The sequence below is a fragment of the Rhodococcus opacus B4 genome (assembly GCF_000010805.1).
Classification (GTDB): Bacteria; Actinomycetota; Actinomycetes; order Mycobacteriales; family Mycobacteriaceae; genus Rhodococcus_F; species Rhodococcus_F opacus_C.
This window is the reverse complement of sequence record NC_012522.1, coordinates 3,711,972-3,727,698: the sequence shown is the minus strand read 5'-3', so window position 1 is coordinate 3,727,698 and position 15,727 is coordinate 3,711,972. Positions and strand designations below refer to the sequence as shown.

Genomic DNA, 15,727 nt, shown 5'->3' with positions numbered 1-15,727 from the left:
GGGTCAGGAGAATCGGTCGGACAGCCAGGCGCCGATGTCGGCGGCGGCGAGGGCGGCCCCGGTGGGTGCGCCTTCGGAGATGGGTCCGCCGAAGTGGGTGCCGGCGATCCGGACGTGGGTCTTGTCCGTCGACCCGAGGGCATCACACATGGTCTTGGCATCGTCGGGGAAGCAGGCCTGGTCGCCGGTGAGTTCGACGAACAGGGCGGGGGCGGTCACGGCGGGCGCGCAGCGCAGGAAGTCGGTGTTGGTGCTGAGCCCGGACCACGTCGACAGCCACGCATCGGGGGTGGCGAAGCGACCGAAGCCGACGAGTCCGTAGTTGGTCAGATCCGGCCGCCGGCCGAACAGCGACCCGTACGGGCGATCGTTGGGGCTCAGGGACAGGTCGGTGAACCGCAGGTCCGCGTCGGTGCGGTAGACCGTGAGGACGCGGGGCACGAGGGCGGCGCGACGGTCGGCCGGTGCGGTGGTGGTCTTGTATCGGCGACGCGCGTCGGCGGCGTCGTCGACACGCTGCCGGGCGATCTCGTCGAGGCGGGCGACGCGGTCGTGCTGCGCTCGGCGGTATCGGGTGATGAATTCCGTTGAGTAGGAAGAACTATGCGGTGGTTCGGCGAATCCATTCGCGGGATCGAATGGGTTCAGGTCCGGATCTGTCGAGAGAGGATCGGATTCGTCGACGACGGACGGGTCGATCAATCGAAGCAGCAGGGCACCTTGCCCGGGGTGCGGGGCCATGAACACTGCGCCGTCGGGTAGCGGCATCTCCGCGCCGGCCAGATCGATGGGGCGGCCGGCGGGGGTACGGGTCAGCCGCTCCGCCGCGGGGAGACCGGCCTGCTGGTGGTAGAACGCGAACAGGGTGCCGCCTCCGGAATGTCCCAGGGTGACGACGTGCTCGAAATCCTTCTCGCGCAGGAAGACCTGTCCGGCCGCGGCGTCGAACAGGGCCTGTTCGTGCACCAGGGCGATGTCGTTGGTGACCGAGCGGGTGCCCTGCGTCCACACCGCGTGGCCGCGGGCGAGCAGTTCGGGCACCAGCACATGGTGCGTCAGGTCCTGGCGGGGGTGCATGAGTGCGACGACGGTGCGGGCGCCGGGGACGACCCGCAGCACACCGGAGACCTTCGCGCCGTCCGCGGTCGCGAGTTCGTGTACCGAGGTGACGGTGCTGTCCGGCGCCTGCGCGGCGTCGATGTACCGGCCGGCGCCGAGCCGCCGGGTGTCCGCGCTCATCGCGGCTCGATCCGCATGGCGTCCTTGTCCCACTGCGTGATCCGGGACTGGGCCAGTCCGGCGACGCTGCTGTACCAGACGGCGTGACGGCAGCCGGTGGCCCGCCGGTCGATGACGATGTCGGAGTCGGACACGATCCGGAAATAGGGTCCGACGTGGTCGACGGTGACCGCCGGATCACGTCCGGCGACCTCCGCGACGGTGGTGTTCTCGGGGACGTCGAGGACGAACAGGGTGGTCATCGTGTCGCCAGCTCCTTCGATTCCTGTTGCTGCTGCCAGGCGGCCGCGCGTTCGGTGATCAGTTCGGCCTTGCGGGTCAGCAGGGCGTCCATGCTGGGGTCGGGCCCGCTCACGACGTCGACGAGGGCGTCGATGGTGAGGTTGGCGTCGAGGTCTTCCTGCGGGGTGACCGGGCGCAGTGCCCGGGTGATCTCGATCATGTATCCGTTGGGGTCGTGGGTGTAGATCGACTCGATCGTCTCGTGCTGGATCTGCATCTCCACCGGCCACGCGCTGCCGTCGAGGCGGCGCCGGTATTCCATCAGGTCGTCCTCGCTGTCGACGTGGATGGCGAGGTGCCGGGAGCGGATGAAGAAAATCGGCACGTCCTCGGCGAAGCGGGAGTACGAATCACCCTGCGGTCCACCGTCGAAGGGTTCGAGACCGAAGTAGTAGAAGAAGGCCAGCCGGTCGTCGTTGCCGATGTCGAAGAAGAAGTGGATGAAGTCGGGGTGTTTCTCCGGTCCCCACCCGGCCGCGCAGATCGAGTGGACGACGGGGAACCCGAGCACGTCGCGGTAGAACTTGACGGTGCCGGCCGGATCGAAGGTCGGGTAGGCGACATGATCGACGCCTTTGACGGTGTGTTGCAGTTCGGACATGGTGAACTCCACGGGGTTCGGGGTTACGGCCGGGCGGCGGCCGGCGCGTCGGCGCGCAGCAGACTGCCGGCGCCGGGAATGTCGACGGGGAGGTCGAGGGCGCGCAGCAGGCTGTAGGCGCCGGCGGTGGCGGCCGAGAGGACGGGCAACCCGAACTCGTCCTCGGCGGCCTGCACCAGGGGAAGCGAGGGCATCTGCACGCAGGCGGAGATCACGAGTGCGTCCACGCCCTGCAGGTCCAGCGATCGAGCGGCGGCCATCACCCGTTCCCCGGGAATGCATCCGACCTCGGCGTTGTCGGCGACCTCGAGGGCGCGCCAGTCGTGGACCTGGATGCCTTCGGCCTCGACGTACGCGACGACCTGCTCGGCGAGGGGGCGCAGATAGGGGGTGACGAGCGCGATGCGCCGGGCCCCGATCGCCCGGAGCGCTTCGATCAGCGCGCCGGCACTCGAGCGGACCGCGGCCTCGGAGCCGCCGGTGGCGAGTTGTTCGGCGACCAGGCCTTCGACACGCTGGTGCTCACCCGGTCCGACCGACATCAGGGCGACCAGGCAGGCGTAGAGGACGGCGTCGACTCCGGCGTCGCCGAGTTCGAGAATGCAGCGCTCACGCTGGGCATTCATTGCCCGCAGTTGCTCGGGTGAGACGGCCTGCATGCGCATCCGGCTCGAGTGGAACGAGAACTGTGCGTCGGCGTGCTGACCGAGCAGCGCCGGCATCTCCGTCTCGACGGTCACATTGGAACTCGGGACGACGAGTCCGATGCGATGAATGCCCATGGTGTGCCCTTCTGATGTCGAATTGTCGCGAAGCAAGGGGAGTGAGCACCCCGGCATGCGTTGATTTACGCTGATGCCGAGTATTCGACGTCAGCGGCAATTCGTCAAGCCCCGGCGCGAACCGTGCCGGGCGTGACTGCCCTCACAGTTCGCTCTTGACATGTCATCAGGCACGTCGAATACTCGACATTGACGTAAGACGGTGTTGGAGGACGACCTCGCACCGGTCGAGAACTTCCACCTCATTTCGAAGGAGCGCAGAGGTAATGGCATATGTGATCGGAGTGGACGTCGGTGGCACGTTCACGGACGCGGTATTGGACGACAATGCCGGCACAGTTCTCGCCGCGAAGGCTCCCTCGACCCCGCCGGACTATTCGCAGGGCGTGATCGACGTGCTCGAGGTGCTCGCCGAGCAACTGGGGTGTCCGGTCGAGGAGATGCTGTCGAACACGCATCACATCGCGCACGGCACCACGTCCTCGCTCAATGCCCTGGTCATGGGGAACGTGCCCCCGGTCGGGTTCCTCACCACCAAGGGTCACCGCGACTCGATCTACATCATGAACGTCGAGGGACGGTATCTGGGCAGCTCACCGGAGCAGCTGCAGAACGTGATGGGGCAGAGCAAGTCTCACGGACTGGTTCCGAAGAAACATGCCCTGGAAGTGACGGAACGCCTGGACCGCGACGGCAATGTCGTCGTGGCCCTGGACGAGAATTCCGCCCGCGACGCGATTCACACCCTCGTCGCCGACGGGGTGTCGGGCATCGCCGTCTCGCTGCTCTGGTCGTTCCGCAACCCGGCGCACGAGCAGCGGATCCGCGAACTCGTCCACGAGATCGACCCCACGATGTTCGTGTCCCTGTCGAGTGAGGTGAGCCCGCGCATCCGCGAGTTCGCCCGCAACGCCACCACCATCATGAGCACCCAGATCGGCCCCGGGCTGCGCGACTACCTCGGCGAACTCGAGTCGAAGCTGCGCGACCGGAAGCTCGCCGGACCGCTGCTGGTGATGCAGAGCAACGGCGGGGCCGTCGCCGCCGCCGAAGCGCCGAAGAACGCGATCAGCACCGTCGGATCGGTGCTCACCGGCGGCGTCGTCGGAGCGGTGTCACTCGGCAACCAGCTCGGGCACCGCAACATCATCGCCACCGACGTCGGCGGCACCACCTTCCTCGTCGGACTCGTCGTCGACGGTGAGCCCGTGCGCGCGTCCAGCACGATCATCAACCATCACCCGATCAACGTCCCCACCCTCGAGGTGCACGCAATCGGATCCGGCGGCGGCGCGATCGCCTGGGTGGACCAGGGCGGCAACCTGCAGATCGGCCCGCACAGCGCGCAGGCCGTGCCCGGGCCGGCCTGCTACGGACAGGGCGGCACCGAACCGACCAACGCCGACGCGAACCTGGTGCTCGGGATCCTCCCCGAACGCGGCCTTCTCGGCGGTCGCAAACCCCTGGACAAGGAACTCGCGCGGGAGGCGATCCGCACCAGGATCGCCGAACCCCTGGGCCTGTCGATCGAGGACGCCGCCGCCGCGATCTACGCCGTGCAGAACGCCCAGACCGGTGACCTGCTCCGCAAGACCGTGGTCGAGGCCGGACACGATCCGCGCGACTTCGTGCTCTACGCGTTCGGTGGTGCCGGCCCCGCGCACTGCGCCGCCTATGCCCGCGAGGTCGGGGTCCGCGAGGTCGTCGTCCCGCTCGGCCAGGTGGCCTCCGCGTTCTCCGCATACGGTCTGGCGTCGTCCAACATCGTGCTGGCCGCCGAGTTGTCGGATCCGGCCGCGATGCCACTCGATCCCGTCCGGGCCGAGCGCAACTTCGACCAGCTCGAGCAGCAGGTGCGGGCAGCACTCGACCGGCAGGGGCTGACGTTCACCGGTGTGGAGGTCGAACGGGAGATCGACATGCGCTACACCATGCAACTGGCGGAGGTGGCGACACCGGTCCCGGCCGGAAGCCTCGATGCGGACGGGGTCGCGCGGGCGTCGGACCTGTTCGAACAGCGCTACGCCGAACTCTACGGACAGGACAGCGGATTCCGGGAGGCCGGGATCCAGGCGATCACCTACCGGGTGCGTGTCACCGGGGTCCTGCCGTTCTCCCCCACCCTGCCCGAACTGAAATCCGCGGACTCGGCCGACGCGTCCGCAGCGAAGATCGGCACCCGCAAGGTGTGCCTGGACGGGCGGATCGGCTACACCGACACCGACGTCTACGACTACAGCAAACTGCTCGCCGGACACGTCCTCCAGGGTCCCGCGATCGTCGAGGTCCCCACCACGACGGTCGTCGTTCCGCACGAGACCACCGGCACCGTCGACCGCCTCGGCAACCTCAACATCGTCGCCCAGTAGGAGCACCGAAGATGACCATGCAAATCCCCGGCGCCGAAATCTTCTCGAGCCGACCGATCGACCCCGACGAACTCTCGCGCTCGCTGCCGCCGTCGCTGCCTGTCCACAGCGTCACCCAGGAGCAGATCGACGACCTCGACCCGCTGACCTACGAGGTCATCCGGCACCGGTTGTGGTCGGTCACCGACGAGATGGGCGAGGCCCTCAAACGGATGTCCGGCTCCCCCATCGTCACCGACGCGAACGACTTCGATTTTGCGATCAGCGACGAGATCGGCCAGGAGGTCCAGGTCGGTCTGTACAACACGATGCTCGTCGGCGCCGTCGACCTCGCGATCTACTGGACCCTCCGGCACCGCGCCACCAACCCGGGCATCACCGAGGGCGACATGTTCCTGTGCAACGACCCCTGGGTCGGGGGCGGCCTGCACCAGAGTGACGTGATCGTCTACCAGCCGGTCTTCTACGACGGCAAGCTGTTCGGGTGGACGAGCGCCATCTGCCACGAACCCGACCTCGGCGGGTCCGGGCTCGGGTCGTTCGACCCCTCGGCGAAGGACGTCTTCTCCGAGTCGTTGCCCACCCCGCCGATCAAGGTGGTCCGCGACTACGAACTCCAGCGCGACGTCGCCGACGCCTGGGTGCGGCGGTCGCGGGTGCCGATGCTCGTCGGGCTCGACCTGCGCGCGAAGATCGGCGCCAACACCGTCGGCCGCAACCGTCTGCTCGCCGTGATCGAGCAGTACGGCGCCGACACCGTCAAGGCCGTGATGAAGCGGATGATGGCGGATGCCGAGGGGCGTCTGCGAGGCAAACTCGGGTCGTTGCCGGACGGTACGTGGAAGGCCACCGGCTACCAGGACCAGTCCCACACCGGCGACCGCGGGATCCACAAGATCACGGTGGCGATGACCAAGTCCGCCGACCATCTCACCTTCGACTTCACCGGTACCGATCCGCAGACCGGGGTCATCAACTGCACGTACGCCGGCATGCGCGGCGGCGTCATGCTCGCCCTCCTGCCGATCCTCGCCGGCGACATCCCCTGGTCTGCCGGCGGGCTGATGCGCTGCTTCGATCTGGTCTCCGAGGAGGGCACGATCAACAACGCCACCTTCCCCGCCGCGGTCAGCCGCGGACCGATCGGACCGGCCTGGCTGACGGGGACTTTGATCGCCGAATGCCTGTCCCAGATGCTCGACCGTTCCGTCGATCTCGGAAAGAGTGTGCAGGCCGCATGCTGCGGCACGTGGGACACCGCGGTGATCGCCGGTCTCGACGAGCGGCCCGAGCAGTCGGTGCCGTTCCTGAACATCATGATGGAACCCATGTCCGGTGGGTACGGGGCCCGCCCGACCGCCGACGGCATGGACACCGGCGGCCTGTTCTGCATCCCGATGGGCCGGATCCCGGACACCGAGATGACCGAATTCCTCTACCCGCTGCTGACGCTGTGGCGCCGGGAGGAAGCCGACTCCGGCGGACCGGGTCGCCAGCGCGGCGGCGTCAGCGCGTCGATCGCCGTCACCCCGTACGGCACCAGCCTGCCGATGGGTCTGGTCCTGGCGTCCGCGGGCAAGGCCGTCGCCCAGAACAACGGACTCGCAGGCGGTTACCCCGGCAACACGGGGGTGGAAGTCCTTGCCCGCGACACCGGCGTCGTCGAGCAGTTCGCCGCCGGCCGCATCCCGGGCTCGCTGGACGAGCTCGGCGGCGGCCGCGAATTCGGCGCCTGCTACGCCGAAAGCTACGTCGCCCCAGGCGAAGTGCTCTACATGCACTGGCAAGGCGGCGGCGGGTACGGCGATCCCCTGCTGCGCGATCCGGCCGCGGTGGCCGCCGACGTCCGAGAGGGCAAGGTCACCGAGCACGGTGCCGAGACGGTCTACGGCGTCGTCCTCGTCGACGGCGAGGTCGACGAGAATCAGACCTCACGGCGACGCGAGGAGATGCGCGACGAGCGCCGTACTCGATCCGGCGGCGACCGGCCCGACGCCCCCGCGTTCGACCTGGCCGGTGCTCGGCGGCTCGACGACAACCTGGCCGAGGTCACCGTCGGAGACACCCGGGTAATCGCGTGCGCTCAGTGCGGACGCCTCCTCGGCGACGACAAGAACAGCACCTCGCTCGACCTGGCTCGGTTCGAGGGCCCGTCGTCGACGGCCGGGCCGCAGGTGACCTCCGACCCGGCAGAATACGTCGACACCCCCGTCGTCTTCCGGCAGTTGTGCTGCCCCGGGTGCTGGACCGCCGTTTACTCCGGCATCGTGCCGGCCGATCACCCCGATCACGCCCTCGATGTGGCCCGGCTTCTGCCCGCGGTGGCGGAGCGGTGACTTTCCGGGTAATCGCAATACGGAGGGACGGAGGACAGCGGTGACATTCTCGGACTGGGGCGGACGGCTCGTCACGTTCCCCGACGACCGGGCCGCCCGCTATCGCGACAGCGGGGCGTGGAGCGACGATCCCACCGGGCGGCGACTGCACCAGGTCGCCAACCGGTTCCCGGATCGGCCGGCGGTGATCAGCGCGGAAGGCTCGATGAGCTTCGCCGAGCTGGACAGGCGCACCGACGAGATCGCGGCCGGACTGGTCGGGCTCGGACTCCGCCGACTCGATCCGGTGATCTTTCAGCTGACCAATCGGCTCGAGACGGTCCTCGCGTGGTACGGATGCGTCAAGGCCGGGCTCGTCCCGGTGGCGACCCTGGCCGCGCACCGCATGCACGAGATCGGGCACGTCAGCCGCACGGTCGGTGCCGTCGCCCACCTCGTCGAGGCCGGACTGCCCACGTTCGACCTCGTCGAGTTCGCCCGTGAACACGCCGAGGGCCACCCCAGCATCCGGCACGTCATCACCGTCGGAGACGGGGCGGGCACCGAGGCCCCGGACGTGATTCGACTCGAGGATCTCGGGGCCGGCACCGATCCTCGTGCGGCGCGGGCCGCCGTCGAGAAGGTCGAGGCACAGATCGATCCCCTCGACGTCGCCGCGTTCCAGCTGTCCGGCGGCACCACCGGTGTTCCCAAGGTCATTCCACGTATCCATGCCGAGTACTGGAACAACGCCCGGATGTACGCGCAGCGCCTCGGATGGGACCAGGACAGCCGGGTGGCGCACCTGATCCCGATCATCCACAACGCCGGAATCTCGTGTGGGCTGCACGCGGCGCATTCGGTCGGTGCCTGCCTGGTGCTGGCCACCGCCGATGCGCCGACGGCCTTCGAGTTGATGGCGAAGGCGCGGGCGACCGAAGTTCTCATCGGACACGGCCACTACCAGGCGGTGCTGGGGCCGGACTTCGACAAGGCCCGGGAAACGCTGCGCCGCGTCGTGCTGTCCGGTGCCAAGGTCCCCGCCGAATTGTTCGACCGCGTCGACGACGGTGCCTGCCACTGGGCGGGCCAGTTGTTCGGGATGTCCGAGGGACTGTTCACGGTGACCCCGCTCTGCTCTCCCGCACGGGCCCGTCTGACCACGGTGGGCACTCCGGTCTCGCCCGAAGACGAAATCCGCATCCTCGAACCCTGCGGCGAGAATGAAGTCGCCGAGGGTGAGGTGGGTGAATTGTGTTGCCGTGGACCGTACACCATTCCCGGCTATTTCGACGCTGCCGAGCACAACACGGCCGCCTTCACCCCCGACGGCTTCTACCGCACCGGCGATCTGGCGGCGATCACCGTCATCGACGGCGAGCGGTACCTGTCGATCGAGGGCCGCATCAAGGACCTCATCAACCGGGGCGGTGAGAAGGTCAACGCCGAGGAACTCGAACTGCTCCTGCTCGAGCACCACGGCATCGCGGATGTCGCAGTCGTCGCGATGCCTGATCCCCGCCTCGGCGAGAAGACGTGTGCATATCTGATCGCGAGGGACGGGGAAGATCTGCCGCTCGAGGAGATTCAGGAGCACCTCGCGAAACTCGGCGTAGCCAAGTTCAAGTGGCCGGAACGGCTCGAGTGGGTGCCGTCCCTGCCCCACACCAACGTGAACAAGATCGACAAGAAGCGGTTGCGTGCCGAGATCGCAGCGAAACTCCTCGCCGAAGCAGACGCTCCCCGCGCGGTCGTGTAAGGCCCGCAGCAAGAATCAACTGCGGATCACCACTTTCGGGGCACGCCTGCATGGGTGTGCCCCGAAAGTCTTTTCACCGCCTGGTGATTGACCAATAGACAGATGCGTAGAATAATCAACACTAACGTCACAAAGACTGGAGTCAGCACATGAACCTCGAGCGAGTCGCAGTGATCGGCGGCGGCCCCGGCGGTCTCTACGCCGCGAGGCTGCTCAAGCGAAGCCACCCGGACGCCGAAGTGACCGTCTACGAACAGAGTTCCCCGGACACGACATTCGGGTTCGGTGTCGGTCTGGCCTCCCGAACGCAACGCAACCTCCGCGACGCCGATGCCGCGTCACTCGACGCGATCGTGGCCGCCGCTCACCCGCACGAGATGTCGATGCAGGTCGGCAGCGAGGTCGCCCGGCTCGCGCACGGCGAGCTCCTCGCGATCGCGCGCACGACGTTGCTCGCGGTACTGCAACAGCACGCCCAGGATGCCGGCGTCCACCTGCGTTTCGGCGAACGGCGCGAAGCCGCAGACCTCGATGCGGATCTCGTCATCGCTGCGGACGGGATCAACAGTGCCACCCGCACGCAGCTCGCCGACGAGTTCGAACCCCGAATCGACACCGGCGCAGGACTGTATCTGTGGTGCGGAACCGACTTCGCTCTCCCCAGTGCCATCTTCGTCCCGGTCACCACCGAACACGGCACCTTCGTCGCCCACGCCTACCCCTACGCGCCGGACCGCAGCACCTTCCTCATCGAAACCGATGAAACTGCCTGGCGACGAGCCGGATTCGACGTCTCCACTGATCGCACCGCGGCCCAGGACAGCGACGAGGTCTCGTTGCGGTACCTGCAGGACGCGTTCGCCGAGACCCTGCAGCATCACCGGCTCATCGGAAACCGAACGAAGTGGATGCGGTTCCGCACCGTCAGCTGCACGCGCTGGCACAGCGGCAACGTCGTGCTCCTCGGCGACGCCGCTCATACCGCGCACTACTCGATCGGGTCCGGCACCAAACTCGCGATGGAGGACGCCATCGCGCTCGACCACGCCCTGACGAGCGCGGCGAACCTCGACGATGCCCTGACTGAATACGAGCGGGTCCGCCGTCCCGCGGTCGATCACCTCCAGCAGATCGCACACCGCAGCGAACTCTGGTGGGAATCGTTCCCGCAGCGCATGGACCTCCCGGTCGACCAGTTGATGATCGCGTACATGACCCGGGCGGGAAAGGTCGGTCTCGACCGGTTCGCCGAATCGGCGCCGGCGATCGTGTCCCAGGGCCTCGCCAGTTACGCGAGTCGGCCCGCCGACACCGTCTCCCCCGCCGACATCACGGACTGGATCCTCGCGCAACCACTCGCCCACCACGGCGCGGAATTCGCCACTCGGATCGCGCCGGCTGACCTGCGCGAAGCGTCCACGACGGCGACGATCGACGTCGCCTCGACGTCCGCCTGGGACGCAGAGGCCGACGCCGTCATCGAGAACGCACCGCACGCGGAGGCCCTCTGGCTCACCGGACCGGACTCCCGCGCTGCCGTCCTCAACCGTCTCGACCTCGCCGAACGCCTGCTCCGGGCCGGCTCGGCGACTGTCGTCGTCGAGGCCCCCGTGACACACCGTGCCGATGTGGCGGCCGGCCTGGTGAGCGCACGAGCGCACCTCGCGTTCTTCACCGAGCCGGCGGCCGTGGAACCCGAGCCGGTCATGTCCGGCACCGGAGCACCGGCATGACTGCGCGGACCGCCTCCGGCTCCCACTATTCTTCGGACATGACACGTGAGCAGGCCACGCCCAGCCGGCGAGGCCGCGGCAAGGCAACGACCGGCCCGGCAGCGCAGCCGACCGAAGACAGCGCCGCCGGTCGCAATCCCCGCCGCGAGCTGGTCGAGAAGCAGATCATGGAGCAGGCCACCCGGTTGTTTGCCGAGCGGGGATTCGCCAGCACCACTCTGCAGGACATCGCGGAAGCCACCGGTCTGACCCGGCCCGCCCTCTATCACTACGTGGCCAACAAGGACGAACTGCTCTCGCGGCTCGTCAGCGAGAGCACCGAGACTCCCGCAGCGTTGCTGCACCAGATCAACGAGCGCACCGAACTCGGACCGACCGAGAAACTGCGCGAAATGGCTGTCGCCATCGCCCTGCACCAGGGTGAGAACCCCGACCGCTTCAGGCTGATCATCCGGTCCGAAGCGGAACTTCCCGAAGACATTGCGCGCAGGTACCAGCAGAGCCGGCGCCACGTGCTGAAGGAATTCATCACCGTCATCGAAGACGGCATCAGAGCCGGCGAGATGAGGCCGGTCGATCCGCGGACTTCGGCACTCGGCATCATCGGCATGCTCAATTGGATCGCCTGGTGGCACCAACCCGGGAAAGAGGACGACGACCGCGCAGTCGCCGCTCAACTCGCGGAGATGGCACTGCGCGCAGTCGTCCACGAGGAGGCCGCCCCGACCGGGCTCGAAGGACCCGCACGGGCGATCGCACTCCTGCGGCAGGACCTCGACTACCTCGAACGACTACTCGAGAGCAAGCCGAGCACCCCGAGCAGCGGCGCGGACGGCTGAGCGGCAACCCGCCTGGCAGCGCTTGCGGACCTGATTCTCGACCCGTCGTTTTGGATCGATCCAGCGATATTGGCCATGATCGTCACGACTTGCGGGTGTGAAGCGACACATTCCTGCCTGACGGCGTCTATTTGGCTCTTGGATCGATCCAGCAATGTGCGGTATGGTCTGTATCGCAGCTCACATCGACCAGGAGAAAGGGGCCGGAACATGGGCCGAGTCACCCTCACCGACGTCAGTCGGCACGCCGGCGTGTCTCGCTCGACCGCGTCCCTGGTGCTCAACGACAGCCCGAGTGTCGCCCCGGAAACCACCCGCAAGGTTCGGGAGGCGATGAAGGCACTCGGCTATGTCTACAACCGGCATGCGGCGATGCTGCGCAATCAGCGGTCGATGACCCTGGGGCTCGTGGTCACCGAGGTGCAGAACCCCTACTTCGCCGAACTCGCGATGACGCTCGAGGACGTGGCCGATCGCAGCAACTACGCGGTGTTCATCGGATACAGCCGTGACGATCCGGCGCGGCAGCGCAGACTGCTCGACCGCTTCGTCGAACGCAGCATCGACGGCCTGATCCTGCTCCCGGCCGGGGACACGCAGGCCGCGGAGATCGACGAACTGCTCGCCTCCAGCGGCATCCCGCTGGTGCTGCTCGCCCGGCACTTCCATCTCAGTCACGACTACGTCGGTGCCGACAACGTCGAGGCGGGCCGCCTGCTCGGCCGTCACCTGCGGGCAATGGGCGTGCGGAGCGTGGCCATGGTCGGCGGCCCGCAGCACACCTCGGCCCGCCGCGAGCGCGAGGACGGCTTCCTCGAAGCGGTCGCGGGGTCGGACGTGATCATGTCCCCGACCGAGGGCCTGTACGGGGAGGCCACCCCGGACGGCGGCGCCGACGCCACCCGCCGGCTACTGGACCGCGGTGAGATACCCGACGCGATCGTGGCGTACAGCGACATCGTCGCCGTCGGCGTCTACGCCGAACTCACCCGCCGCGGACTCGAACCCGGCCGCGACATCGCCGTCGGCGGTTTCGACGACATCGCCGGATCTGCCCACCGCACACCGCCGCTCACCACCGTCGCCACCTTCCCCACCAAGATCGGTGAGAAGTGCGGCGAACTGATCCTCGACCGGATCGGCCACTCGCTGACACCGAACGGTGCCGGCGCGCCCGCGCACAGCCATCACCTCGTCGCCCCCGCATTGCGGGTGCGTGCTTCCACCGCCGCCTGGCGGCCTCGGCGCGCGTAGCGCGGCCTCTTCCGCACCGGCTCGGCACGGAGCCGCTGCACCCATACGACACCCATGCCGACAAAGTAAGCGCTTTCAAGGAGTTCCCCGATGCAGATCCCCCGCGTACTCACCGCCCGTCAGGCCGCCGACCTCGTCCACGACGGCGACATCGTCACCGTCAGCTCGTCGTCCGGGCTCGGCTGCCCGGACGACGTGCTCGCCGGCCTCGGACAGCGGTACGAGGAGACCCAGTCACCGAAGAACCTGACCAGCATTCATCCGATCGCCGCCGGCGACATGTGGGGCATCAAGGGGATCGACCACATCGCCCGGCCCGGTCTGCTCTCGCGGGTGGTGGCCGGTTCGTATCCGTCCGGTCCGTCGTCGGCCGAGCCGCCGCGGATCTGGCAGATGGTCGAGAACAACGAGATCGAGGCCTACAACTTCCCCTCCGGGGTGCTGTATCAGCTGCACCGGGCGGCCGCGGCCAAGCAGCCCGGGGTGCTCTCGAAGGTCGGCCTGGACACCTTCGTCGACCCGCGGATCGGAGCCGGCCGGATGAACACGATCACCCCGGACGCGTTCGTCCGCGTCCACGAACTCGACGACCAGGAATGGCTGTTCTACGACGCCCTCGTCCCGAACGTGGCGATCATCCGCGCCACCACCGCCGACACCCACGGCAACCTGACGTTCGAGGAGGAGGCGTCGCCGCTCGGCGCGCTCGACCTCGCGTACGCCGCCCACAACAACGGCGGCGTCGTCATCGCCCAGGTCAAATACCTCGCCGAGGGTGGCAGCCTGAGCCCCCAGGCGGTGCAGGTGCCCGGCATCCTCGTCGACGCCCTCGTGCTCGCCCCGGATCAGTTGCAGACCACCCAAACCGAGTACGACCCGGCGATCTCCGGGGAGCTGCGACGCCCGCTGAGCACCCTCGAACCGGTGCCGTTCACCCTCGAGAAGATCATGGCCCGCCGCGCCGCGGCCGAACTGCAGTCCGGGGAGATCGCCAACCTCGGCTTCGGTGTCTCCGCGCTGGTGCCGCACGTTCTGGTCGAGGAGGGACTGGCCGACGCGGTGTCCTGGGTGATCGAGCAGGGCCCCGTCGGCGGAGTCCCGTTGCTGGACTTCGTCTTCGGCGCCGCGCAGAACCCCGATGCGATCATGCAGAGCGCGGATCAGTTCACCCTGCTCCAGGGCGGCGGATTCGAGCACTCCCTGCTGTCGTTCCTCGAGATCGACCGGCACGGCAACGTCAACGTGCACAGCCTGCCCAAGCGCAGGCACGTCACCGCGGGGATCGGCGGCTTCGCCGACATCACCTCCGCCGCCCCGTCGATCGTGTTCGTCGGCTCCTTCACCGCCGGACGCCGCGACATCGGCATCGAGAACGGCGCCCTGCAGATCCGGGCCGACGGCCCGCACACCAAATTCGTGAACGAGGTCGACTCCCCCACCTTCTCCGGAAGGCGGGCGCTGGCCACCGGGCAGAAGGTTCTCTACGTCACCGAGCGGGCCGTGCTCGAACTGCGGCCGGAAGGACTGACCGTCGTCGAGATCGCCCCCGGCGTGGACCTGCAGCGGGATGTTCTCGACAAGTCCGAGTTCGAGCTGCGCGTCGACCCGAACCTGAAAACCATGGCCGCCGAATTGTTCTCCCCGCAGCCGCAGAACCTGATCCTGGCCCCGCTGCCCGCACACCCGCGCCTACAGGCCGTGCAGCAATGACCACCCCGACCGAGGACCACCACATGACCCCCACCGAAGTCCGCACCGACACCGGCCGGATCGCCGTCAGCTACTCCCACGAGGGCCGGGTGGCGACCGTGCTGATCGATCGCCCCCGCAAACTCAACGCCCTGACCCTCGAACTCCTCGACGACCTCTACACCGAACTCCGGGCCATCGAGCACTCCGACGCCCAGGTGGTGCTGGTGCGCACCGCCGGCGAGAAGGCGTTCTGCGTCGGCGCGGACATCACCCAGTTCGCGCACTTCACCCCGGCCCAGATGTGGAAGCGGTGGATCGCCGAAGGACACCGGGTCTTCAACTACCTTGCAGGGCTGCGCCAGCCGACGATTGCGGTCGTCGACGGAATCGCCGTCGGAGGCGGACTCGAACTCGCGCTGGCGTGCGATCTGCGGGTCGGCGCCACCACAGCGCGCCTGGGGCTGCCGGAAACCAGCCTCGGCACCATCCCCGGATGGGGCGGCACCGAACGACTCACCGCCGTGGTCGGCGCGGCCCGCGCCAAGGAACTGATCTTCACCCGCCGCCAACTCGACGCCGACAGCGCCCTCGGGTGGGGCTTGCTGAACGCGGTCGCCGAACGCGGCGATATCGACACGGCCACCGACCAGTTCGTCGACCGCATCCTCGAAGGCGCCCCCACCGCCGTCCAGGTGAGCAAGCAACTCGTCGACGCGGCCGCCGCCGGCGCACCGTCCTCGATCCTCGAGGGCCTCGCGAGTGGGTTCACCGCGGCGACCGACGATTTCGCGATCGGCGTCACGGCATTTCAGAACAAAGCCACCCCTACCTTTACGAACTCCTGACCCGTACCTCCCGCAGC

The 15,727-nt window shown here is 68.0% G+C and carries 12 protein-coding genes; 8 read left to right on the top strand and 4 right to left on the bottom strand.

Features of this window, described 5'->3' with window-relative positions:
* Window positions 1-3: 3 nt before the first annotated feature.
* Genes ROP_RS16985 through ROP_RS16970 form a run of 4 tightly spaced genes read right to left on the bottom strand, consistent with a single transcriptional unit; the run spans window position 4 to window position 2,904 of the window.
* Window positions 4-1,239 (bottom strand): hypothetical protein, encoded by a 1,236-nt coding sequence (locus ROP_RS16985; protein ID WP_012690635.1) that lies wholly within the window; start codon window positions 1,237-1,239, stop codon window positions 4-6.
* Window positions 1,236-1,481, bottom strand: coding sequence for a hypothetical protein (locus ROP_RS16980; RefSeq protein ID WP_012690634.1), 246 nt, complete (start codon window positions 1,479-1,481; stop codon window positions 1,236-1,238). Before ROP_RS16980 ends, ROP_RS16985 begins: the two co-directional genes overlap by 4 nt.
* Window positions 1,478-2,122: a VOC family protein gene (locus ROP_RS16975; protein WP_012690633.1), complete on the bottom strand. Its 645-nt coding sequence runs from the start codon at window positions 2,120-2,122 to the stop codon at window positions 1,478-1,480. The genes ROP_RS16980 and ROP_RS16975 overlap by 4 nt, the downstream gene beginning before the upstream one ends.
* Window positions 2,123-2,145: 23 nt before the next feature.
* Window positions 2,146-2,904 (bottom strand): maleate cis-trans isomerase family protein, encoded by a 759-nt coding sequence (locus tag ROP_RS16970; protein WP_012690632.1) that lies wholly within the window; start codon window positions 2,902-2,904, stop codon window positions 2,146-2,148.
* A gap of 266 nt (window positions 2,905-3,170) precedes the next feature.
* On the opposite strand from ROP_RS16970, the gene ROP_RS16965 reads away from it, so the two are divergent.
* From ROP_RS16965 to ROP_RS16930, 8 genes are all read left to right on the top strand, one after another.
* Window positions 3,171-5,273, top strand: a complete 2,103-nt coding sequence (locus tag ROP_RS16965) for a hydantoinase/oxoprolinase family protein (protein WP_012690631.1) — start codon at window positions 3,171-3,173, stop codon at window positions 5,271-5,273.
* Between the two features lie 11 nt (window positions 5,274-5,284).
* Entirely contained in the window at window positions 5,285-7,609 is a 2,325-nt protein-coding gene (locus ROP_RS16960; RefSeq protein WP_012690630.1) for a hydantoinase B/oxoprolinase family protein, read from the top strand.
* Between the two features lie 40 nt (window positions 7,610-7,649).
* Window positions 7,650-9,347 (top strand): (2,3-dihydroxybenzoyl)adenylate synthase, encoded by a 1,698-nt coding sequence (locus tag ROP_RS16955; RefSeq protein ID WP_012690629.1) that lies wholly within the window; start codon window positions 7,650-7,652, stop codon window positions 9,345-9,347.
* Between the two features lie 149 nt (window positions 9,348-9,496).
* Window positions 9,497-11,080, top strand: coding sequence for an FAD-dependent monooxygenase (locus tag ROP_RS16950; RefSeq protein WP_012690628.1), 1,584 nt, complete (start codon window positions 9,497-9,499; stop codon window positions 11,078-11,080).
* 38 nt (window positions 11,081-11,118) lie between these two features.
* On the top strand, window positions 11,119-11,919 hold the full coding sequence (locus ROP_RS16945) for a TetR/AcrR family transcriptional regulator (RefSeq protein ID WP_012690627.1): 801 nt from the start codon (window positions 11,119-11,121) through the stop codon (window positions 11,917-11,919).
* A gap of 210 nt (window positions 11,920-12,129) precedes the next feature.
* A complete protein-coding gene (locus ROP_RS16940) occupies window positions 12,130-13,173 on the top strand; it encodes a LacI family DNA-binding transcriptional regulator (protein WP_012690626.1) in 1,044 nt (347 codons plus the stop codon).
* 90 nt (window positions 13,174-13,263) lie between these two features.
* Complete coding sequence (locus tag ROP_RS16935; protein WP_012690625.1) at window positions 13,264-14,883, top strand: acyl CoA:acetate/3-ketoacid CoA transferase; 1,620 nt, start codon at window positions 13,264-13,266, stop codon at window positions 14,881-14,883.
* A gap of 23 nt (window positions 14,884-14,906) precedes the next feature.
* Window positions 14,907-15,710: an enoyl-CoA hydratase/isomerase family protein gene (locus tag ROP_RS16930; protein ID WP_012690624.1), complete on the top strand. Its 804-nt coding sequence runs from the start codon at window positions 14,907-14,909 to the stop codon at window positions 15,708-15,710.
* Window positions 15,711-15,727: the final 17 nt, after the last annotated feature.

Bases quoted from the DNA above. Each gene is read 5' to 3' on its own strand.
- ROP_RS16985 (WP_012690635.1), bottom strand. From the start codon at position 1,239: ATGAGCGCGGACACCCGGCGGCTCGGCGCCGGCCGGTACATCGACGCC.
- ROP_RS16980 (WP_012690634.1), bottom strand. From the start codon at position 1,481: ATGACCACCCTGTTCGTCCTCGACGTCCCCGAGAACACCACCGTCGCG.
- ROP_RS16975 (WP_012690633.1), bottom strand. From the start codon at position 2,122: ATGTCCGAACTGCAACACACCGTCAAAGGCGTCGATCATGTCGCCTAC.
- ROP_RS16970 (WP_012690632.1), bottom strand. From the start codon at position 2,904: ATGGGCATTCATCGCATCGGACTCGTCGTCCCGAGTTCCAATGTGACC.
- ROP_RS16965 (WP_012690631.1), top strand. From the start codon at position 3,171: ATGGCATATGTGATCGGAGTGGACGTCGGTGGCACGTTCACGGACGCG.
- ROP_RS16960 (WP_012690630.1), top strand. From the start codon at position 5,285: ATGACCATGCAAATCCCCGGCGCCGAAATCTTCTCGAGCCGACCGATC.
- ROP_RS16950 (WP_012690628.1), top strand. From the start codon at position 9,497: ATGAACCTCGAGCGAGTCGCAGTGATCGGCGGCGGCCCCGGCGGTCTC.
- ROP_RS16945 (WP_012690627.1), top strand. From the start codon at position 11,119: ATGACACGTGAGCAGGCCACGCCCAGCCGGCGAGGCCGCGGCAAGGCA.
- ROP_RS16940 (WP_012690626.1), top strand. From the start codon at position 12,130: ATGGGCCGAGTCACCCTCACCGACGTCAGTCGGCACGCCGGCGTGTCT.
- ROP_RS16935 (WP_012690625.1), top strand. From the start codon at position 13,264: ATGCAGATCCCCCGCGTACTCACCGCCCGTCAGGCCGCCGACCTCGTC.
- ROP_RS16930 (WP_012690624.1), top strand. From the start codon at position 14,907: ATGACCCCCACCGAAGTCCGCACCGACACCGGCCGGATCGCCGTCAGC.